The sequence below is a fragment of the Kitasatospora sp. NPDC094015 genome (assembly GCF_040304075.1).
Taxonomy (GTDB): Bacteria; Actinomycetota; Actinomycetes; order Streptomycetales; family Streptomycetaceae; genus Kitasatospora.
Genome location: NZ_JBEOUL010000004.1, coordinates 131895 through 152698, shown reverse-complemented (window position 1 = coordinate 152698; position 20804 = coordinate 131895). Strand labels below are relative to the sequence as shown.

At 74.4% G+C, this 20804-nt stretch carries 15 protein-coding genes; 7 read left to right on the top strand and 8 right to left on the bottom strand.

Going from position 1 to position 20804, the window contains the following annotated elements; translation table 11 throughout:
• Nucleotides 1-116: 116 nt before the first annotated feature.
• Entirely contained in the window at nt 117-1601 is a 1485-nt protein-coding gene (locus tag ABT014_RS06950; protein WP_350637604.1) for an FAD-dependent monooxygenase, read from the top strand.
• A 31-nt stretch (nt 1602-1632) separates the two neighbouring features.
• Here ABT014_RS06950 and ABT014_RS06945 read toward each other — a convergent pair whose 3' ends face one another.
• Nucleotides 1633-2178, bottom strand: a complete 546-nt coding sequence (locus ABT014_RS06945) for a CGNR zinc finger domain-containing protein (RefSeq protein ID WP_350637603.1) — start codon at nt 2176-2178, stop codon at nt 1633-1635.
• 200 nt (nt 2179-2378) lie between these two features.
• On the opposite strand from ABT014_RS06945, the gene ABT014_RS06940 reads away from it, so the two are divergent.
• The 5 genes from ABT014_RS06940 (at nt 2379) to ABT014_RS06920 (ending at nt 8687) form a co-directional block, all read left to right on the top strand.
• Nucleotides 2379-4532 carry a protease pro-enzyme activation domain-containing protein gene (locus tag ABT014_RS06940; protein WP_350637602.1) on the top strand — a complete coding sequence of 718 codons (2154 nt, stop codon included), beginning with the start codon at nt 2379-2381 and terminating at the stop codon, nt 4530-4532.
• 324 nt (nt 4533-4856) lie between these two features.
• Nucleotides 4857-5810, top strand: a complete 954-nt coding sequence (locus ABT014_RS06935) for a hypothetical protein (protein ID WP_350637601.1) — start codon at nt 4857-4859, stop codon at nt 5808-5810.
• A 112-nt stretch (nt 5811-5922) separates the two neighbouring features.
• Nucleotides 5923-6399 (top strand): VOC family protein, encoded by a 477-nt coding sequence (locus ABT014_RS06930; protein WP_350637600.1) that lies wholly within the window; start codon nt 5923-5925, stop codon nt 6397-6399.
• 38 nt (nt 6400-6437) lie between these two features.
• Nucleotides 6438-7277, top strand: a complete 840-nt coding sequence (locus ABT014_RS06925) for a pyridoxamine 5'-phosphate oxidase family protein (RefSeq protein ID WP_350637599.1) — start codon at nt 6438-6440, stop codon at nt 7275-7277.
• 108 nt (nt 7278-7385) lie between these two features.
• Nucleotides 7386-8687: a peptidoglycan-binding protein gene (locus ABT014_RS06920; RefSeq protein WP_350637598.1), complete on the top strand. Its 1302-nt coding sequence runs from the start codon at nt 7386-7388 to the stop codon at nt 8685-8687.
• Between the two features lie 26 nt (nt 8688-8713).
• Here the strand turns inward: ABT014_RS06920 and ABT014_RS06915 are convergent, their stop codons facing one another.
• The 5 genes from ABT014_RS06915 to ABT014_RS06895 all read right to left on the bottom strand — a co-directional run bounded on the left by ABT014_RS06915 (nt 8714) and on the right by ABT014_RS06895 (nt 14574).
• Nucleotides 8714-9370 (bottom strand): TrmH family RNA methyltransferase, encoded by a 657-nt coding sequence (locus tag ABT014_RS06915; protein WP_350637597.1) that lies wholly within the window; start codon nt 9368-9370, stop codon nt 8714-8716.
• Entirely contained in the window at nt 9367-11511 is a 2145-nt protein-coding gene (locus ABT014_RS06910; protein WP_350637596.1) for an FUSC family protein, read from the bottom strand. The genes ABT014_RS06915 and ABT014_RS06910 overlap by 4 nt, the downstream gene beginning before the upstream one ends.
• A gap of 9 nt (nt 11512-11520) precedes the next feature.
• Nucleotides 11521-12699, bottom strand: a complete 1179-nt coding sequence (locus ABT014_RS06905) for an HTTM domain-containing protein (protein ID WP_350637595.1) — start codon at nt 12697-12699, stop codon at nt 11521-11523.
• A complete protein-coding gene (locus ABT014_RS06900) occupies nt 12696-13325 on the bottom strand; it encodes a DUF5819 family protein (RefSeq protein ID WP_350637594.1) in 630 nt (209 codons plus the stop codon). Before ABT014_RS06900 ends, ABT014_RS06905 begins: the two co-directional genes overlap by 4 nt.
• Before the next feature lie 106 nt (nt 13326-13431).
• Nucleotides 13432-14574, bottom strand: coding sequence for a rhodanese-like domain-containing protein (locus ABT014_RS06895; protein ID WP_350637593.1), 1143 nt, complete (start codon nt 14572-14574; stop codon nt 13432-13434).
• A 364-nt stretch (nt 14575-14938) separates the two neighbouring features.
• On the opposite strand from ABT014_RS06895, the gene ABT014_RS06890 reads away from it, so the two are divergent.
• Nucleotides 14939-17725: a SpoIIE family protein phosphatase gene (locus ABT014_RS06890; protein ID WP_350637592.1), complete on the top strand. Its 2787-nt coding sequence runs from the start codon at nt 14939-14941 to the stop codon at nt 17723-17725.
• Nucleotides 17726-17759: 34 nt separating this feature from the next.
• Here ABT014_RS06890 and ABT014_RS06885 read toward each other — a convergent pair whose 3' ends face one another.
• Complete coding sequence (locus tag ABT014_RS06885) at nt 17760-18446, bottom strand: hypothetical protein (protein ID WP_350637591.1); 687 nt, start codon at nt 18444-18446, stop codon at nt 17760-17762.
• Nucleotides 18447-18811: 365 nt separating this feature from the next.
• Nucleotides 18812-20620 (bottom strand): phosphatidylglycerol lysyltransferase domain-containing protein, encoded by a 1809-nt coding sequence (locus ABT014_RS06880; RefSeq protein WP_502894873.1) that lies wholly within the window; start codon nt 20618-20620, stop codon nt 18812-18814.
• Nucleotides 20621-20804: the final 184 nt, after the last annotated feature.

Here is a 20804-nt window from a genome sequence, read left to right as displayed (position 1 = left end):
GAAGGACATTCACAGCCCCTGATGGGGCCGCGATGATGGGAGGCTGAGAGCACGCTGAAAACCCCCGCCTCCGCCGCGCGTACCGAGTTGTCCTGCCGAACAAGGGGAGATGGCCGATGTCAGACAAGCAGCCCGGCGCCGACGACGTGCTGGTCGTGGGCGCCGGCCCGACCGGCCTGCTGCTGGCCGGTGACCTGGCGAGCGCGGGCCTGCGGGTGACGGTCCTGGAGAAGCGCGCCGCGGAGTCCAACCTGACCCGCGCCTTCGCCGTGCACGCCCGCACCCTGGAGCAGCTGGACGCCCGGGGGCTGGCCGACGACCTGGTCGCCACCGGGACGCCGCTCGGCTCGCTGCGGCTGTTCGGCCGGCTGCGGGTGGAGCTGGACCAGCTGCCGACCCGGTTCCCGTTCGTCCTGATCACCCCGCAGTCGCAGACCGAGCGGCTGCTCCACGAGCGGGCCGTGAAGGCCGGCGCGAGCGTGCTGCGCGGCGCCGAGGTGACGGGGCTGCGGCAGGACGGCCGCGGGGTCACGCTGACCACCGCCGGCCCCGACGGGCCGCGCGAGCACCGGGCCGCGTACGCGGTCGGCGCCGACGGCGTCCGCAGCACCGTCCGCGACCTGCTGGGCATCCCGTTCCCCGGCGAGTCGGTGGTCGACTCCGTGCTGCTGGCCGACGTCCGGCTGGAGCGCGAGCCGGCCGACCTGCTCACCGCCGGAGCCACCGAGGCGGGCTTCGCCTTCCTGGCCCCGTTCGGCGACGGCTGGTACCGGGTGATCGCCTGGGACCGGCACCACCAGCTCCCCGAGGACGCCCCGGTCGCCCTGCCCCACCTGGCCGAACTCACCCGCACGGTGCTCGGCGAGGACTTCGGCCTGCACGACCCGCGCTGGATGTCCCGCTTCCACAGCGACGAGCGCCAGGTGCCGAGCTACCGCTCCGGCCGGGTGTTCCTGGCCGGCGACGCGGCGCACTGCCACTCGCCGGCCGGCGGCCAGGGCATGAACACCGGCCTGCAGGACGCGGCCAACCTGAGCTGGAAGCTGGTCGCCGCCCTCCGCGGCTGGGCCCCCGACGCCCTGCTGGACACCTACCAGACCGAGCGGCACCCGGTGGGCCGGGCGGTGCTGCGCAGCTCCGGCGCGCTGATCCGGGTGGCGCTGGCCCACTCCGCCCCGACCAGGGCCCTGCGCACCGCCCTGACCTCGGTGGCCGACCACCTCGGCCCGGTCACCAGAATCGGCGCCCGGCAGGTCTCCGGCCTCTCGGTGCGCTACCCGGCGCCGCCGCACGCGCACCCGCTGACCGGGCGCCGGCTGCCGGACCTGCGCCTGGCGGTCGACCGGCCGGGCGGCCCGGCCCGGCTGTACGAGGCGCTGCGGGCCGGGCGGGCGGTGCTGATCAGCAACGACGAGCTGGCGGTGGCCGCGCCCTGGGCGGGGCGGCTGGTCACGGCGGCCCCGGCGGATCCGCACGGCAAGCTGCGCGACACCGTGCTGCTGGTGCGCCCGGACGGCTACGCGGCCTGGGCCGCCGTCGACCCGACCCAGGGCGAGCTGCTCTCCGCGCTGACCGAGTGGCTCGGCCGCCCCGAGGAGTGAGCGGACCGGCGGAGCACCGCGCGGGAGCCGGTCAGCGCCCGGCCTTCTCGTAGTGCCGGGCCGCTTTCGCCCGATTTCCGCACAATGCCATCGAGCACCACCGGCGACGGCCGTTCTGCGATGTGTCGAAGAAGTGAAGAATGCAGTTGGGGTGGGCGCACGCCTTGATGCGGTGGGCGCCCTGGTCGAGCAGGCCGAGGTAATTGTCGGCGGCGAGCCAGGCGGCCAGCCGGTGCGGCTCGTCCACCTCGGCCGTGCGCTCCGGCCCGGCCGCGCCGAGCCGGTGGCGCAGCCGTCCGTGCGCGAGCACCCGGTTCAGACCGTCGGGCGCGGCGTCGTGCCCGCGGTCGGCGGCCTCGACCAGCTCCGCCAGCGCGTCCCGCGCCTCCCGGACGGCGGCCAGCCCGGCCTGGTCGGCCGGGCACCGCTCGGCCAGGCCGACGGAGGAGAGCCAGATCCGGTAGCCGTCGGGGTCGGCGAGCAGGTCGTTGACGGGGGTGCCGGCCCAGCGCGTGTTGAGCAGATCGAGCGAGATCGGTTCGCCGGTCAGCGGGCGCGGGTCACGGGGGTCAGCCATGCCGCCGAGTGTAACTCTGTTCCACCCGAACCATATTCACTGTATTCCTGGCGCAGAATTCTGTTGATGAATTCGCCCTCCACACTTGACTGTTTTTTAGTAAGCAATTGCCCGGCCATGGGCCTATACCCCGGAATTCTCTGCGAAAGTCTGGCCAGCGTTTTCGAACCCGGAACGCCCCACACTTTCCGGAGGAGCCCGTGCGACCCCGCTCGCTCGCCCTTTCCGCGGCCATCGCCGTCCTGCCGCTCACCATCGTCTCCCTGGGCGTCTCCACCGCCCAGGCCGCGCCGGTCCCCAACGCCGCCGCCCGCGTCTCGCTGCCCGCCACCGTCACCCCCGCCGTGGCCCGGTCGCACAAGCACGGTGACGTCCCCGCGTCCCAGCAGCTCTCGGTGGCGGTCAGCCTCAAGCTGCGCAACACCGCCGACCTGGACCGCTTCCTGACCGCGGTGTCCACCCCGGGCAGCAAGGACTACGGCCGGTACCTCACGCCGGAGCAGTTCACCGCCGCCTACGGCCCGACCCAGGCCGACGTGGACCAGGTCCGCGCCTTCCTGACCTCCCAGGGCCTGAGCGTCTCCTCGGTCAGCGCCAACCGCCAGGTGGTCAACGCCCAGGGCACCGCCGACCAGCTCGCCAAGGCCTTCGGCACCCACGAGAGCTCCTACACCGACCCGGCCGAGGGCGACCGCGCCTTCTTCGCCAACGACTCGGCCGCCTCGGTGCCGGCCGCGCTGGCCGGCGTGGTGGACGGCGTGCTCGGCCTGAACAACCACACCGTGCGCAAGGCCCAGCTGGCCAAGCCGAACGGCGCCGCCCCGCAGGCCGCCCCGAGCGGCTTCGGCCCCTCGCAGTACGACGGCGCCTACAACCTGGGCAAGGTCGGCACCGACGGCACCGGCGTGAACGTCGCGCTCTGGGAGTTCGACGGCTACAAGTCCACCGATCTGACCACCTACGACAAGCAGTACGGCCTGACCGGCCCCACGGTCAGCACCGTGTCGGTGGACGGCGCCAACTACGACAGCACGCCGGGCGAGGGCCAGGGCGAGGTCGAGCTGGACAGCGAGATCGTCCGCGGCGTGGCGCCCAAGGCGACCCAGCTGGTCTACGAGGCCCCCAACAGCGACCAGGGCGAGATCGACATGGCCGCCAAGATCGTGGCGGACAACCGGGCCTCGGTCATCTCCATCTCCTGGGGCTCCTGCGAGCCGGACACCACCCCGGCCTCGATGAACGCGGTGAACAACTCGTTCAAGCAGGCCGCCGCCCAGGGCATATCGATCTTCTCCGCCTCCGGCGACGACGGCTCCCGCGACTGCACCCGCTCCGACAGCGGCTCCTCGGTCAAGGCGGTCGACTTCCCGGCGTCCAGCCCGTACAACACCGGCGTCGGCGGCACCAACCTCAAGGTGAGCGGCAGCGCGTACTCCTCGGAGAGCGCCTGGTCCACCGCGGGCGGCGGCGTCTCCACCCAGTTCGCCAAGCCGGCCTGGCAGACCGGCACCGGGGTCAGCGGCACCATGCGCACCGTCCCGGACGTGTCCTCCAACGCCGACCCGGCCAGCGGCTTCGCCATCTACACGGCCGGCGGCTGGCAGGTCTACGGCGGCACCTCGGCGGCCGCCCCGCTGTGGTCCGGCTACGCGGCGCTGTACAACCAGAAGGCCAAGGCGGCCGGCTCGGCGGTGCTCGGCGAGGCCAACCCGAAGCTCTACGCGCTGGCCAACACCAGCAGCTACGGCTCGGTCTTCCACGACGTCACCAGCGGCAAGAACCAGGACTTCAGCACCAAGGCCGGCTACGACCAGGTCACCGGCTGGGGCACCCCGGTCGCCGACCAGCTGACCACCGCGCTGCTCGGCGGCGGTGGCGGCACCACCCCGCCGCCCGGCGGCTGCACGGCCGGCCAGCTGATCGGCAACGGCGGCTTCGAGACCGGCACGGCCGCGCCGTGGACCGCCTCCAGCGGCGTGGTCGACAACGCCTCCGGCGAGGCCGCGCACGCGGGCTCCTGGAAGGCCTGGATGGACGGCTACGGCTCCTCGCACACCGACACGCTGTCGCAGACGGTGTCGATCCCGGCCGGCTGCAAGGCCAGCTTCAGCTTCTGGGTGCACATCGACACCGCCGAGACCGGGTCGACCGCGTACGACAAGCTGACCGTGCAGGCCGGCTCGACCACGCTGGCGACGTACTCCAACGCCAACGCGGCCACCGGCTTCGTGCAGAAGACCTTCGACCTGTCGGCCTTCGCCGGGCAGAGCGTGACGCTGAAGTTCACCGGCGCCGAGGACTCCTCGCTGAAGACCAGCTTCGTCGTCGACGACGCCTCGCTGAGCATTTCCTGACTTTCGCTCAGCAGGCTTATGTGGTTTAGACCTCAGCACCTGCCCCGACCTGCGGGTCGCGGGCAGGTGCTGTTGTTTCCGCAATGTTTCAAGATCGCTTGTTTTTCCGATTCCTTGTCGTGACCACTGTCATATGTCCAAGTTGATGACGTAGCCTCGGGCCGTGCGTAGGGTTCCCACAGCTCGGTGGCACAACTCCCGGCGCAGGTGCGCGCCGGGGTGGACCCGCCGAACTCACCTGGTGGGGAAGGTGTCGGGATGGGATCGCAGCAACCGCAGCAGACGGGTCGCCTCCGGCTGGTAGGCCGGCGGGACAGCGGGGCGGTGAACCCCCCGGGGCCCACCGGCCCGGGCCAGGGCGCCCCGACCACCCCGCCGCCCGCCCCGGTGAGCGGCTTCGCCGAGACCCTGAACGCCGCGATCGAGGCCAGCGGGCTCAGCCTCGACCGGATCAGATCGGCGCTGGCCAAACAGGGTGTCAGGGTCAGCGTCACCACCTTGAGTTACTGGCGCCGCGGGCGCAGCCAGCCCGAGCGGGCCACCTCGCTGCGCGCCGTCCTGCTGCTGGAGCAGCTGCTCGGCCTGCCCGCGGACGCCCTCACGGCGCAGCTCGGCCCGCCGCGCCCGCGCGGACGCTGGGTCACCCCCGCCTGCCCGGACGCCCTGCGGGTGGAGGACGTCTGGCCGGGCGAGCAGGAGATCAGCGAGGTCTTCGTGGAGCTGGACGCCCCGCCGACCGGGCAGCTGGAGCGGCTGTCCATCCACGACTCCTACTTCGTCGACGCCGGCCGACGCGGCCATCTGCTGCGGATGCGCCAGGTGGTCCGGGCCACCGTGGCCGACGTGGCCCGCCTGGTGGTGGTGCACAAGGCGGACGAGGGCGCGGTCGGCTGCCCGGAGATCACCTCGGTGCGGCACGCCCGGCTCGGCCGGGTCCGCCGCCGCCCGGAGAACGGCCTGCTGGTCGCCGAACTGCTGCTGGACCGGCCGCTGGGCCTCGGCGACTCCACCGTCTTCGAGTACGAGGTGGAGATCCCGGGCACCGGGCCGACCACCGACTACGGCCGGTTCTTCGCCGCGCCGGTGCGCGAGTACGTGCTCCAGGTGCACTTCGACCCGGTCTCGGTACCGGCCCACTGCGAGCGCTTCGACCGCGATCCGGGCGCCGAGGTGGACCGCCACCACCAGCAGCTGTGGATCGGCGCGTCGGCCAGCGCGCACGTGCTCTCCCCGGACCAGCAGCCCGGCCAGGTCGGGATCCGCTGGCAGTGGGAGTGACCACCTAACCGGTACACAACTCCGAAGCGGTTTGACGCCCGCCCGACTAACCCTTACTGTCACGAGTAATGGTTAGCACGGTCGAGCCGACCCGTCCTGGGAGTGTGTCCGCATGTCCGGTACCGCCACACCCGTCCTGCCCACCCTGCAGACCGGCCACATCGGTCTGAACGTCACCGATCTCGACCGCTCCACGGCGTTCTACCGCCGGCTGCTCGGCCTGGAGGTGACCGCCGAGGGCACCGACCCCGGGCGCCGGTACGCCATGCTGGGCCGCGACGGGCGGCTGGTGCTGACGCTGTGGCAGCAGTCCACCGGCTCCTTCGACGGCGGGGCACCCGGGCTGCACCACCTGTCCTTCCAGGTCGACTCGGTGGCGGAGGTCCGGGCCGCCGAGCGCACCCTGCGCGAGCTGGGCGCGGACTTCGCCCACCAGGGCGTGGTCCCGCACGCCGAGGGCGCGTCCTCCGGCGGTGTCTTCTTCGCCGACCCGGACGGCATCCGGCTGGAGGTCTTCACCCTCTCCGGGGTCGACGACACCGGCGCCGCGGCCCCCAGCGGCGAGGCCCCGACCTGCGGCTTCTTCTGATGGCCGGGCCCGGGACCTACCACCGGGGGGAGCGGGCGGTGCAGCGCCGCACCGGCCTGCTGGAGCGGGCCGACCACGTCGGGCGCTCGATCGGCGAGGTGATCCCGCCGGTGGCCGCCCGCTTCCTGACCGAACGCCGCACGCTGGTGCTGGGCGCGGCCGACCGGGACGGCCGGCTCTGGGCCACCCTGCTCGGCGGCCCGGCCGGCTTCCTGCGGGCGGCCGACGAGCGCACCCTCGCCGTGGCCACCCGCCCCGGACCCGGCGACCCGCTCGCCGACGCACTGCGGCGGCCGGCCGAGGTCGGCACCCTCGCCCTCGACCCGGCCGGCCGGCGCCGGATGCGGGTCAACGGCCGGGCCACCCCCGACGGCCGGGGCGGACTGCTGGTCGCGGCGGAGCAGGTGTACTCCAACTGTCCCCGGTACATCCACCGGCGCAGCCCGCTGGACGCACCGGCCGCCCCCGGCACCTCCGCCGGCGCCGCCACCACCGGCACCGTCCTGACGCTCCCCCAGCAGCTGGCCGCCGGTACCGCCGACACCTTCTTCATCGCCACCGCCGGCCCGACCGGCGCGGTGGACGCCTCGCACCGGGGCGGGCCGCCCGGGTTCCTGTCCGTGCTCGGCCCGGACCGGCTGAGCTGGTCCGAGTACCCGGGCAACACCATGTTCATGACGCTGGGCAACCTGGAACTCGCCCCGGCGGCCGGGCTGCTGCTGCCGGACTGGGAGAGCGGCGGCGCCCTGCTGCTGACCGGCACCGCACGGGTGGACTGGCGCGATCCCGCCGCCCCGCGGGTCGACTACCAGGTGCTCGGCACCGTGTGGCTCCCGCACGCCACCGCGCTGACCTGGGCCGAACCCGCCGAGGCCTGACCCGGACCGACCCGGCGTCCGTTTCGTTATATTTTCAGATGATATTCCCTCAGCCCGTCGTGGAATGCATGAGCACCCCATGACGGAAGGACAGGGATCACCGTGCTGATGGAGTTCACCGAGACCCCGCCGGACGAGGGCTGCGCCTGCCCCGGGTGCGGGGCCCGCCGACGCGCCCGGCTGCACGCCGCCCGCACCGAGGACGGCGGCCACCCGGCGGCCCGGGGCGCCCGCCGGGCCGCCGTCCTGCTCGCCACCGTCACCACCGTGCTCGGCGGAGCCACCGGCGCGGGCGCGGTCACCTCCCGGGCCCCGGGCGACAGCGCCGGGCAGATACCCGACGCCCCCCAGGGCGAGGTCAGCGGCCTGTACGGCGCCCAGGCGCTCGGCGCCCGGCTCCGGGCCGCGGCCCCCGCCACCACCCGGTCGGAGATCATGGCGCGGGCCCAGCGCTGGCTGGCCCAGCACGTGCCGTACAGCATGACCAGCTACTGGACCGACGGCTACCGGCAGGACTGCTCGGGCTTCGTGTCGATGGCCTGGGGCCTGGGCAGCAGCCAGACCACCTGGACCCTGCCCGACTTCGCCGACCGGATCGCCCCCTCGGAACTCCAGCCCGGCGACGTCCTGCTCTACAACAACCCGGCGGACCCGGGCGGCGGCTCGCACGCCGTCCTGTTCGGCGGCTGGACGGACGCCTCCCACACCCGCTACACCGCGTACGAGCAGACCAGGCCCAGCACCCTCACCCGGGCGACGCCCTACGCGTACTGGAACAACTCCGGCTCCTACCTGCCCTACCGCTACCGCGGGCTGAACGCGCCGGCTCCCGACCCGGCCCCCGCCCCGGCGCCGGTGCCCGCGGACCCGGACGCCTTCCCCGGGACGGCCGCCTTCGGCCCGGGTCGCTCGAACGCCTCGGTGCGGCGCCTGGGCGAGCTGCTGGTGGCCCGCGGCGGCGCCCGGTTCTACACCGTGGGACCGGGCCCCGCCTGGGGCGAGGCGGACCGCCGGGCCACCGAGGCGTTCCAGCTGGCCCAGGGCTGGCGCGGCGCCGAGGCCGACGGCTACCCCGGCAAGGACACCTGGGACCGGCTGGTGCACGGCACCGGGCAGGACATCCCGCCGGCCACCCCCGCCCCGTCACCGGCCCCCGCACCGGCGCCGGGCGTCCCGGCCTTCCCCGGGGCGGCGCTGTTCGCCCCGGGCCAGGTCAACGCCTGGGTGCAGCAGCTCGGCGAGCAGCTGGTCCGCAAGGGCTACGGCCGCTTCTACACGGTGGGTCCGGGCCCGGCCTGGGGCGAGGCCGACCGGCTCGGCGTGCAGGCCTTCCAGCTGGCCCAGGGCTGGCGCGGCGCCGAGGCCGACGGCTACCCGGGCCCGGACACCTGGCGGCTGCTGTTCGGCTGAGGTCCCGGAGGGCAGCGCCGCCGCGGTCAGCCGTGCACCCGCACCCAGGCGTGCATGGCGATCGCGGCGGCGGCGCCCGCGTTGATCGAGCGGGTCGAGCCGTACTGGGCGATCGAGCAGACCGCGTCGGCGTGCTGCCAGGCGGCCTCGGTCAGCCCGGGGCCCTCCTGGCCGAACAGCAGCACGCAGCGTTCGGGCAGCTCGAAGGTCTCGATCGGCACCGCGCCCGGCAGGTTGTCGATGCCGATCAGCGGCAGGCCCCGCTCGGCCGCGAAGGCCGCCAGCGAGGCGACGTCCTCGTGGTGGCGCAGGTGCTGGTAGCGGTCGGTGACCATGGCGCCGCGCCGGTTCCAGCGCCGCCGGCCGACGATGTGCACCTGCTCGGCCAGGAAGGCGTTGGCGGTGCGCACCACCGAGCCGATGTTGAAGTCGTGCTGCCAGTTCTCCACCGCCACGTGGAAGCCGTGCCGGCGGGTGTCCAGGTCGGCCACGATCGCCTCGTGGGCCCAGTACCGGTACTGGTCGACCACGTTGCGGCGGTCGCCCGCGGCGAGCAGCTCGGGGTCGTACTGCGGCCCCTCGGGCCAGGGCCGCGGGTGCGGGCCGACGCCGATCTCCCGGTCGTCCGGTGCGAAGGCCTCGTCGTACTGCTCGCCCGCCAGGGGCACACCCGTCTCTCTCACGCCTTCGAGGGTACGGGCCCGGCCGGCTCACTCCGGCGGCGCGGTCGGACGGCCTTCTCCAGCTCGGCCAGCGCCTGCATCAGCAGCCGGGCGCCGGCCCGGGCGACCGTGCCCCGGTCCTCGGCCCCGGGGTCCGGCGGCAGCGCGGCCAGCCGGGCGTCCCAGGTCTCGTGCGCCGCCCGCAGGCCGGAGAAGTCGGTGGGCTGGCCCAGCAGCACGGCGGCCGCGGCGATCGCGGTGGCGTCCCGCAGCTCCTCGGCGAACTCGGCGGTGCCGGGCAGCGGCGGGCTGTCGGCGGCCGGCAGGTGCGCCTCCATCAGCATCGCGCTGCGGCCGAGCAGCCCGACAGCGGCCCGGGCCCGGTCGAGCTGCTTGCGCGGGAGCTCGGTCAGCCGGTCCGGGTCGCGGTGCGGTTCGGCGTCCGCCCGCTGCTGGGCCTGGAGCATCTCGGACCTGGTCTCCCGCAGGTCCAGCAGCGCCTGGGCGACGGCCCGGGTGTGCCGCTCGTCCGGCTCGCCGAGCGCCGTCACCACCGCCGCCGCGTACCGGCCGGCGGCGGCCAGCCACTCGGCCAGCCGCTCGGGCAGCCGGGCCGTGTGCCAGGTGGGGAAGAGCGCGTAGGCGCCGAGCGCGAGGGCGCCGCCGAGCAGCGTCATGGCGATCCGGTCCAGTGCGGTCTGGGTCGGGTCGACGTCCTCCAGACCGAGCAGGAACACCACGTAGCCGGAGATGCAGGCGGTGGCCAGCGCGTACCCGGTGCGCAGGCTCAGGTAGGCGCCGCCGATGAAGACCACCGCCAGCGCCGCCGAGAGCCACTCGCCCGGGTCGAACAGCCGCACCACGGCGGTGGCCAGCGCGACGCCGGCCACCGTGCCGGCCAGCCGGGCCACGCCGCGGCTGTAGGTCTGTGCGAAGTCCGGCCGCATCACCATCGCGGCGGTCATCGGCGCCCAGTACCCGTGCCGCACCCCGAGCACCTTGGCCACCACGTACGCGCCGGTGACCACGGCGGACAGCCGCACGGCGTGCTGCAGGACGGCCGCGTGCGGCTCCAGCTGGCGGCGCACGGTACGGGCCGCCGAGGGCAGCACCCGCAGCAGCGGCGGGCGGTGCAGGCCGGGGCCGGTGGGCGGGCCGGTCACGGTGGACTGGTCCTGCTTGTCGAGGCTGTCGACCGCCCGGCTGAGCAGGCCGGCCAGCCGCCGCGCCGAGCGCCGGGCCGCCCCCGAGAGCGCGGGCCGCTCGTCCGGGGTGAACAGCGCCAGCGAGGGCGTGGACCGCGGCGGGCGGTAGGAGTCGCCGGAGCGGATCGACCGGGCCAGCGCGTCCAGCACCTCGGCGGCGGCGGCCAGGATCTCCCGCGCCCGGTCCCGGGCCGGGCCCTCGGCCGGGGCGCCGACCCCCGGGTCGGCCAGCGCGGCCAGTGCCGGGCGGACCTTCTCCGCCACCCCGCGCAGACCGCCCAGCTCGGGCGGGCGGTGCCGCTGCTGCCAGGGCGTCAGTTCGGCGGCCTGCCGGGCCAGGAAGAACGGCTCGGGGTCGACGTGCGCGGTCGGGTCCTGCCGCAGCCGCCGGGCGTAGTCGGCGAGGGCCGCGTAGGTGTCGGCGAGCGCGCCGCGCTGGGCGCCCCAGCTGTCGATCGGCCAGAGCGTCACCACCAGCGCCTGGGAGGCGCCGCCGAGCGCGCAGAGCGCGCCGTGGCCGAGCGCGGTCTCCACGCTGACGGGCAGTTGGACCACCACCAGCATCACCGAGACGGTGGTGGAGGCCACCACCCCGCCGGTCGGCCCGACCGCCCAGGCCATCCCGGCGCCGAAGGACCACAGCGCCAGCAGCACCGGGAAGGCGCCGGGCACACCGACCGCCAGGTAGCCGAGGAAGGTGCTCAGCCCGAGCCCGAGGCCGGCGGCGACCGCGAGCGAGGTGCGGGGGCGGAAGCTGCGCTGGAAGGTCGCCGTCCCGGCGATGAAGGCGCCCATCGCGGCCGAGGTGGCCGGCCCCGGCCCGGCCAGCGCGAGGGTGGGGAAGAGCACCAGGGCCACCGCGAGGGCGCCGCGCACCGCCCGGCGGGGGTCGGAGTAGGCACGGTCCAGGGTCAGCCCGGCCTTCGCGGTGTCACGAAGCGAGGCGAACCAGGGCATATCGGGAGCTTATCCGCTGCCCTGCCGCAGCCCGGCGCTCCCGCGCTCGGCCACGTCCGGGTCGGGCCCGTCCACCACGTCCACCACGTCCGCACCGGCGTCCGGCTCCCGGGTCCGCTCCGGGGTCCGCTCCGGGGTCCGCTCCGAGGTCCGAGCGCGGCGGGCCCGGGCCACCCGGCGCTCCAGCCGCAGCAGCACCCCGGTCGGCAGGAACACCGCGTCGGCCGCGATCATCGCCAGCGAGAAGAACGGCAGGCCGAGGGTGACCGCGATCGCCAGGTGCTCGGCCATCATCAGCGCCAGCAGCACGTTCTTCAGCCGCCGGTTGGCCAGCGTGAAGGGGAAGCCCACCTGCAGGATCACCGTGCCGTAGGTGAGCAGGAAGGTCAGCAGCAGGCTGGAACCGAGCAGCCCGGACAGCCCCGGCCAAGGGGTGAAGTAGTCCAGGTGCAGCGGGTAGTGCAGTGCGGTGCCGTCCTGCCAGCGCGAGCCCTGCACCTTGTACCAGCCGGCCGTGGAGTAGATCAGCACGACCTGGGCGGCGATCACCAGCATGCCGCAGTTGTGCACCATGGTGACGAGCGCGTCGAGCACGGCCCGGGGCTCGCCCATCGGGGCGCGCGGCGGGCGCCGCCGGCGCCGGCGGGCGTCCAGCGACCAGACCCGGCCGCAGCGCACCAGCACCAGGTAGATCGCCATCAGGTGGACCACGTTGTCCCCGCCGTCGCCGACCAGCACGTTGCGGTTCTGCAGCGAGACGGCGGTGACGGCGAACAGCAGGCTGCTGGCCCTGGTGCGCCAGCCGAGCGCCAGCAGGACGGCGGCCAGCACCCCCAGGTGGTAGACCAGTTCGAACCAGAGCCGGGAGTCGGACCAGGTGAGCACGGTGAAGGCGTGGGTCTCACCCAGCAGCTTCCCGGCCAGCTCGGCCGACCAGGGCGAGCGGTCGCCGTACAGTTCCCGGCGGTTGGGCCACTCGCGCAGCAGGAAGCCGCCCCAGGCCAGGGCGATCCCGATCCGCACCACGGCGGCCTGCCGGGGGAGTTGGGTCCGGGCGGTGAAGGCGTCGAAGCACCGCTCGAACCGGGTGGCCGGGGCGACGGGTTTCGGCGTCACGCCGGCCTGCCGCGGCAGCAGGCCCGCCGCCGGCGGGCGCCCGCCCTCCCCGCCCGGTATCGGACCGCTCACCCGAGCCCCCGGAAGTCGTCCTCGGTCACCGGCCACCAGGGCAGTTCCTCGCCCGGCCCGTCGGTGGCCGGCTGCTCGTGGCTCCAGGCGGGCGGGGCGATGGTGGCCGTGCCCAGCCGGAACCGGATCTCCACGATCCGCTCCCCGCCGGCGGTCCGGCCCAGCCGCTGGAGCGCGATCCGCTCGAGGTACTGCTGCGCCAGCGCCCCGCGCGGGCCGACCACCGCGCCGTCCTGCTCCGGATGGGTGGAGGTGTAGAAGTCGACCGCCCGGCGCAGCATGTTCTGGTCCAGGTGGCTGGGCGCCGGGTTGCCGCGGATCGCGGCGACGTCCTGGGCGGTCAGCCCGACCCACTCCCGGGTGGTCAGGGCGCCGTCGGCGCCGATCGTCCGCACCTGGGCGTCCACGGTGACGTTCTGCTGGAGCGGATTGGGCGCGAACAGCTTCCAGTTCTGCTCGAACTCGGGGTACACCACCCGGTCCACGTCGCCCCGGTACGCGGTGGAGACCGCGTTGACCGGCGCCACGTGCAGGAACAGCGCGGCGAGGAAGAGCCCGGTGCCGCCGAGCAGGGCGGCCCCGGACAGGCAGATCACCAGCAGGGCGGGGGTGGACCAGACGCGCACGGCCCCTCCTCCCACGCTCACCGGTGCGGCACGCCCGGCCATCCTGCCCCAACCGGGGTCACCGGCAACAGGGGAGGCGCCGCACCGGCGAGGGCCCGTCAGCAGGTCACAGCACGAAGGCGTCCCGGCCGCCGGCCGAGGTCATCGGGCGGCCGGCCGCCTCCCAGGCGAACATGCCGCCGTCCACGTTGACCGCCTCGCGGCCCTGGGCGACCAGGTACTGGACGACCTGGGCCGAGCGGCCGCCGACCCGGCAGAGCACGTACAGCTTCTGCTCCGGGAGCTCGGCCAGCCGGGCGATCACCTCACCGATCGGGATGTGCAGCGCGCCCTCGACGTGGCCGGCGTCCCACTCGTCCTGCTCGCGGACGTCGAGCAGCGCGGCGTCGGCGGGCACCGAGGCCGCGTCGGTGGTGGGGATCTGAGCGAACATCGTCGGGTTCTCCTGGGGTTCACGGGGTCGGTCGCCACCATTGTGGCCGGGATCGCCGAGCAGCCGGTCGAGTTCGGCCCGCTGCTCGGCGGCGCGCCCCAGCAGGCTCTCGGCCAGCTCCTCCAGCAGCCGCTCGGGCTCCTGCGGGGCCAGCAGCAGCAGCTCGCCCATCGGGGTGCGCTCCAGCCGGACCTGCTCGGCGGCCAGCCGGCCGATCTTCCCGGTCAGCCACTCCAACCGCTGGCGCAGCCAGTCCGGGCGCTCGGGGGCGTCCGCGGCGGGCGCCGACTCGGGGTCGGTGGACCACTCCTCGGCCAGCTGCTCCAGCGCGGCGGCGTCGCCGTGCGCGTACGCCTCGTTCACCCGGGCGATGAAGGCCGAGCGGCGCTCCTGCTCGGCGGGCTCGGTGGCGAGGTCGGGGTGCGCCCGGCGGGCCAGCTCGCGGTAGACCCGCTGGGCCTCGCGGTCCGGGCGGACCTTGCGGGTGGGCTCCGGCTCCACGTCGGCGAGGCCCTGGGCCAGCTCGGGGTCGGTGGGCGGCTCGACCCGGGCCCTGGCCTCCACCGCGCGGCGCAGGTCGTCGGGGTGGCCGGTGCGGGCGGCGAGCGCCTCGGCGATCAGCGCGTCCAGCTCGTCCAGGCTGGCGTACAGCGGGCCGAGCAGCTGGTGGTGGACCAGCGCGAAGTTGTCGATCTCGACCCGCAGGGTCTCCACGTCGACCTCGAGGGTCAGCCAGGCCAGCTCGGTGGCGGCCACCTGCTCCTCCAGCCGCTCCCGCTCCGGGTCGCTCCACCGCGCCGGGATCTCCGTGCTCACCTGCTCGCCTTCGTCCGGTCGACCTGGTCCGGCCTGCCACCCTACCGGGGCGGCCGCCCGGTGCACCGCCGAGCCGAACGGGTGAACCGGAAGCCCGCTCCGGCGCACGATGCGTGACACGCAACTGATACTGACGAATCTCCCCGATTCGCTGTCGTAGCCGCCCCGGTCCGTGCTTCGCTGGAGGGTGCACGGGGTTGCACCGCACGTACGGACGAGTGCCGAACAGCCACTGCACGGCACCGGGTGCGCGCGGGAATCAGAACAGGCAGGAGCGGCCGAAGACAAGGAAGCCCAGCACGCCGCCCCGATCCGAGCGGGGCCGTCGCACGGCACAGCGGCCAGGCGGGAGCAGACCGAATCCATGGTGGACGAGCCCAACTCCACACCGAACCAAGGAACCGAGCCGCCGGCGCCCTCCGGTGGCTCGGCGGCCTCCGGCGCCCACCCCTCCGGGGTCGTGGCGCTGCTGCGGGTCGCCTCGGTCCTGATCGATCCGGACGGCCGGATCGCCCACTGGGACCGCACCGCCGAGGAGCTCTTCGGCCACCGCGCCGAGGTCGTCTTCGGGCGCAACGCCGCCGGGCTGCTGCCCGCCGTCGAACCCCGCCCCGAGACCGCGGCCCCGCTGCCGCCCGGCACCGGCCACCGCTGCGACGCCTTCTCCACCCTGGACGACCTCACCCAGCTGAACACCCCGTGGGCCGGCGCGATGGCCGTCGTCGACCGCGAGGAGCGGCTGCGCGACATCCTCTGGTGGGCCTACCCGCTGACCGAGCCGAGCGGGCGCGGCCTGCTGGTGCTGGCCGCCGACGCCCGCCCGCTGCGCACCACCGGACTGCGGATCGCGCTCGGCGAGCGACTGCTGCCGTACGCGGCGGCGCCCACCACCGCCGCCCGCCCGCTGCGGGTCGCGGCCGCGCTCGCCCCGGCCGCCGGAGGTGGCGCCGCCGCGCTGGAACCACTGCTGCCCCGGGGCTCCGCCGAACGCCGCAGGCGGCTGCTGGCCCAGCTGGTCACCGCCGGACTGCCCGCACTGTGGGTCGACTCCGCCACCCTGCTGCCGGTGCTGCCCTACCAGTCCTCGCCCACCGGCACCGCCCGCCTCGCCGCCGGGATCGGACGCCGCTACCCCACCCCGCAGCAGCGGGTCGCCCAGCCCCGGGCCGACCGCCGCCCGCCCGAGGCCGGCCTGCCCGCCACCCGGCCGGACGGCACGCCGCGCACCGGCGGCGCCGCGGCGGGCACGCGCCGTACGCTCGACCTGCCGGCCGCCACCGCCCCCGACGGCGGGCGGGCGCTCGGCGGCACCATCCCCGGCCAGCGCGAGGTGGCCGGCACCGGCGAATCCAGCGACCCGGGAGGCCCCGCCATCGAGTCCGCAGCCAACGGCAGCGCCCCCGTCCGCGAGGCCGGACCCGCCGCCCCGACCGCCGCGCCGCCCGCACCCCCCGTCCCGGTGGAAGGCGTCGAGGTGGTGCGCGGCACCCCGGACGGCGACCAGCTGGCCCTGCTGAGCGAGGTCGGCGGCCGGGTCGGCACCACCCTCGACCTGGACACCACGGCGCGCGAGCTGTGCGACGTGCTGGTCCCCCGGGTGGCCGACTTCGCCTGCGTCGACCTGCTGGACGGCCTGATCTCCGACTCCGAGCTGCCCCGGGACCGCCCCGACGACTCCACGATGCTGCGCCGGGTGGCCCGGGTCTTCAACCCCGGCTCCGGCAACTGGAGCCACGTGCTCGACGAGGGCCGGCTGCTCGCGATGCCCCGCACCACCCCGCCGGGCCTGGCCCTGCAGGAGAACAAGCCGGTGCTGGTCCCGGTGATCACCGCCGACGTCGCCGTCGAGTACGCGGCCTCGCTCGGCGGCCCCGAGCTGGTCCCGCTGGTGGTCGACCGCTCCATGCTGGTGCTGCCGCTGTCCGCGCGCGGCACCGTCCTCGGCATCCTCAAGCTGCTCCGGCTCGCCGACCGCGGCCCGTTCACCAAGGCCGACGCCGACACCCTCAAGGAGCTCGCCGCCCGGGCCGCGCTCTCGCTGGACAACGCCCGGCTGCACCGCGCCGAGTCCAAGGTCGCCACCACCCTCCAGCGCTCGATGATCCCGACCCGCCCGCCGAAGATCCCCGGCGTCCAGGTCGCCCACCGCTACCTGCCCGGGGACCCGAAGGCCGAGGTCGGTGGCGACTGGTTCGACGCGATCCAGCTGCCCGGCAGCCGGGTCGCGCTGGTGGTCGGCGACGTGATGGGCCACGGCCTGCACTCGGCCGCCGCGATGGGCCGCTTCCGCACCGCCATGCAGACCCTGGCCGCGCTCGACCTGCCGCCCGGGCAGCTGCTGCGCCACCTCGACAACCTCGCCCAGAAGCTCGGCGACGACCACCTGGCGACCTGCCTGTACGCGGTCTACGACCCGATCAACCGCACCTGCGAGCTGGCCAGCGCCGGCCACGTCCCGCCGGTGCTGGTCCATCCGGACGGCCGCGGCGAGCTGCTGGAGATCCCCGAGGGCGCACCGATCGGCGTCGGCGGGGTGCCGTTCGTGGCCAAGAAGATCAGCGTCCGGGACGGCTCGATGCTGGTGCTGTGCACCGACGGCCTGGTCGAGGTCCGGGGCGGCGACATAGGGGAGGGGCTGGCCGCGCTCTGCGGCAACCTGATCGACCCGAAGAAGACCCCCGAGGAGGCCTGCGACACCGTCCTGGACCGGCTGCACACCGACGACCGCAAGGACGACGTGGCGCTGCTGGTGGCCCGCTTCGACGGCGTCGCCCCGACCGAGGTGGCCACCTGGAAGCTCGCGGTCGAGCTGACCGAGGTGCGCCGGGCCCGCCGGCTGGTGCGCGAGCAGCTCTCCGCCTGGCGGTTGACCGCGCTCACCGACACGGTGGAGCTACTGGTCAGCGAGCTGGTCACGAACGCGGTACGGGTCGGCCGCGCGGACGTCCAGCTCCAGCTGATCCGGGTGGACAAGCTGCTGGTCGAGGTCAGCGACGACAACCACAACCTGCCCTCGCTGGAGCCCGCCGAGTCGATGGACGAGAACGGACGCGGCCTGAACCTGGTCAGCAAGCTCGCCGAACGCTGGGGCACCGCGCGCAAGGCGGTCGGCAAGGTGGTCTGGTTCGAGCTGGCGCTGCCCCGCGGCTGAGCCCGCTGGCAGTCCGACGTCGGACGCCGGCGGCTCAGCGGGCCGGCGCGCCGGCGGGGGTGCGGCGGGCGGCCTCGGTGGCGACCTCGGCCGCCGCCCCCACCCCGGCGAGCACCCGCGGCCAGAAGCTCCCGAACACCTCCACCGAGGCGGCGATCAGCACCGCCGTCAGCAGCGCCACCACGTGCTCCAGACCTGCCAGGTTGGGCAGCACCACGGCCTCGCCCACCATCACCAGCGCCACCGCGCCGCCCGTCCACCACGCCCTGGTCCGGAAGGCCACGCACACCGCCAGCGCCACCACCGCGGCCGACGGCCCGGTGTCACGGACGTGCGCCACCCAGTGCGGGAAGCCGAACAGGTGGTTCGGTCCGATCGCCACCCCGACCCGGGCGAACAGCGTCCCGGCCAGCGTGCAGACGTACGCGACCACCAGCGTCAGGCGCCGGCCCAGCACGATCTCGGCCAGCCCGAACACCAGGAAGACCTGCGCCAGCGCCCCCCACACCGGCAGGTCGAGCGCCGGCACGTAGAGCGAGAGCGGCGTGCGCAGCAGCGAGATGTCCAGCGGCAGCGAGGCCTTCACCACGCCGATCACGGTGACCAGGTTCGCCCCGCCCGGCAGGTGCTGGACGATGCTGAACGCCAGGATCAGCAGGGTGGCCGCGGTGGCCAGCGGCACCGAGGCGAACCGCCGGCGCGCCACCCGGTGCCTGACCACGGAGAACAGATTCCCCCACTCGGCGACCGCGGCCCGCACGACAATCCCCGGCAGTCCCTTTCGCACGCCCCCCGCGTGGGCCATTTCCTTCACAGCCGATCCGCTCCCCGTCCGCGCACCCGAATTCCCCGACCTGAGGTAGTCGCACCCGAAAACAGTCTTCGTTCGAGCACTACATCTACGGTAGGCAACGGCTAAACAGGCGGCATCAACACAAGTGGCGAACCGGTGTCATCCTCAAGTCGGAGACACTCCCCCATTCGCCCCCGACCCACCCCCCGATCGGCCCCCGGTCCCGAAACATCCGGAAGGATTCCCTCCGCCCCCCGGCGGAGGGACCATCCCACCCCGAACCGCTCCGCCGGTCACGCCTTCGGCGCGGCCGGATCGGCCGCCGCCCTGACGTGCCGGCGGCGGAACAACGCGGGGAGGCTCGGCACGGTGATGAAGCCCTCGGCCCGCGCACTCGCGATACCGATCCGCGGGATCTCGCTGCTCTTCTCGAACAGCAGATAGCGCGGCTCCCAGATCGGGCGGTACTTCGCATTGGCCCGGTACAGCGACTCGATCTGCCACCAGCGGGAGAAGAATCCCAGCACCGAACGCCAGAGCCGCAGAACCGGACCCGCACCCAGCCTGGAGCCGCGCTCGAATACCGACCGGAACATCGCGAAGTTCAGCGACACCCGGGCGAGACCGACCTCCTCGGCCCGCTGGAGCAGCTCGATCACCATGAATTCCATCAGGCCGTTCTCGCTGTCCCGGTCCCGGCGCATCAGGTCCAGCGAAAGGCCGTCCTCGCCCCAGGGCACGAAACTCAGCAGCGCCCGCAGCCGGCCCTCGCCGTCGTGGCACTCCAGCATCACGCAGCGCCCGTCGTCCGGATCGCCGAGCCGGCCCAGCGCCATCGAGAAGCCCCGCTCGGTGGCCCCGTCGCGCCAGTGGTCGGCCCGGTCCACCAGCGCCGCCATCTCCGCCTCGGGAATGTCCTCGTGCCGCCGGATCCGCACCGTGTAACCGGCCCGCTTCACCCGGTTGTAGGCCTGCCGGACCACCCGCATCGCCCGGCCGTCCAGCGAGAACTCGTCCAGCTCGACGATCGCCTCGTCACCCAGCTCCAGCGCGTCCAGCCCGTGCCGGGCGTAGATCACCCCGGCCTCCTCCGAGGCGCCCATCACCGCCGGCACCCAGGCGTGCTCGCGGGCCTCGCCCAGCCACGCCTCGATCGCCCCCGGCCAGGCCTCCGGATCCCCGATCGGGTCTCCCGAGGCCAGCGAGACCCCGCCCAGCACCCGGTACGCCACCGCCGCCTTGCCGCTCGGCGAGAACACCACCGCCTTGTCCCGGCGCAGCGCGAAGTACCCCAGCGAGTCCCGCTCGCCCTGGCGCTCCAGCAGCGCGCGCAGCCGGCCCTCGTCCTCCTCGGTGAGCAGCTCCTGCCCGCGCGGGCTGCGGAACGCCACGTACAGCACCAGCAGGAACAGCACCGCACCCATCGCGTTGATGCAGGCGTTCACCCAGGTCGGCACCGCGATCACGCCCGCCACGTGCTCCGAGGGCGTGACGGTCACCATCCGGGCCACCGCGTACGCGAACCGGTCGCCCAGGTCCGAACCCGGGATGGTGTTGGTGATCGCCACCAGCACCGAGCCGACCCCGCCGCCGACCAGCAGGCCGGCGAAGAAGGTGGCCACCGCGGTCTTCGGGTTCGACCGGTCCCCCTTGGAGGTGAACTCCTTGCGGCTGACCGCCAGGGCCAGCACGAACAGCCCGGTGATCACGGTCGAGAAGTAGTTCAGCGGATGGTCCGCGAACCGCTCCCCCGGCACCAGCATCAGCGTCAGGTACAGCACGAAGAACAGCCCGGCCAGCGCCGTGTTGAAGATCCACGCGGCCCGCTTGCGCCGCCGCATCGCCACCGCCAGGAACACCGACAGCACCACCGTGCTCAGGCCGGCCGTCACCAGGTACGGCGTGAAGTACTCGCCCTCGTTGTGGGTGCGGACCTGCTCGCGGAACTGCACCGCGAGCACCGCCACCAGGTTGAGCAGCGCCATCAGGCGCAGGTACCAGACCGTCCCGGACGCCGCGCGCGCCCGCCACCGCGGCGACGGCCCGGGGTCGGTGGTGGGAGCGGCAGAGCCGGTGGACGGGACCGTCTTCACAGTGGACACAGCTCCAATTCCAAGCGATCGGACCGGGGCACGCATCCGCACGACACCCGAAGGGGGCGCGGCCCGGGCCGAACGGCCGGGGTCCCGTCGGCCCGCAGCGAGGGGCCCATCCGTTCCATGGTTGCCCACCCAGGATGAGAATGACGTGAATCCGGTAGCGGATTTGACCCCCCGCCGATCGGCG

Bases quoted from the DNA above. Each gene is read 5' to 3' on its own strand.
- ABT014_RS06950 (WP_350637604.1), top strand. From the start codon at position 117: ATGTCAGACAAGCAGCCCGGCGCCGACGACGTGCTGGTCGTGGGCGCC.
- ABT014_RS06945 (WP_350637603.1), bottom strand. From the start codon at position 2,178: ATGGCTGACCCCCGTGACCCGCGCCCGCTGACCGGCGAACCGATCTCG.
- ABT014_RS06930 (WP_350637600.1), top strand. From the start codon at position 5,923: ATGTCCGGTACCGCCACACCCGTCCTGCCCACCCTGCAGACCGGCCAC.
- ABT014_RS06920 (WP_350637598.1), top strand. From the start codon at position 7,386: ATGGAGTTCACCGAGACCCCGCCGGACGAGGGCTGCGCCTGCCCCGGG.
- ABT014_RS06910 (WP_350637596.1), bottom strand. From the start codon at position 11,511: ATGCCCTGGTTCGCCTCGCTTCGTGACACCGCGAAGGCCGGGCTGACC.
- ABT014_RS06890 (WP_350637592.1), top strand. From the start codon at position 14,939: ATGGTGGACGAGCCCAACTCCACACCGAACCAAGGAACCGAGCCGCCG.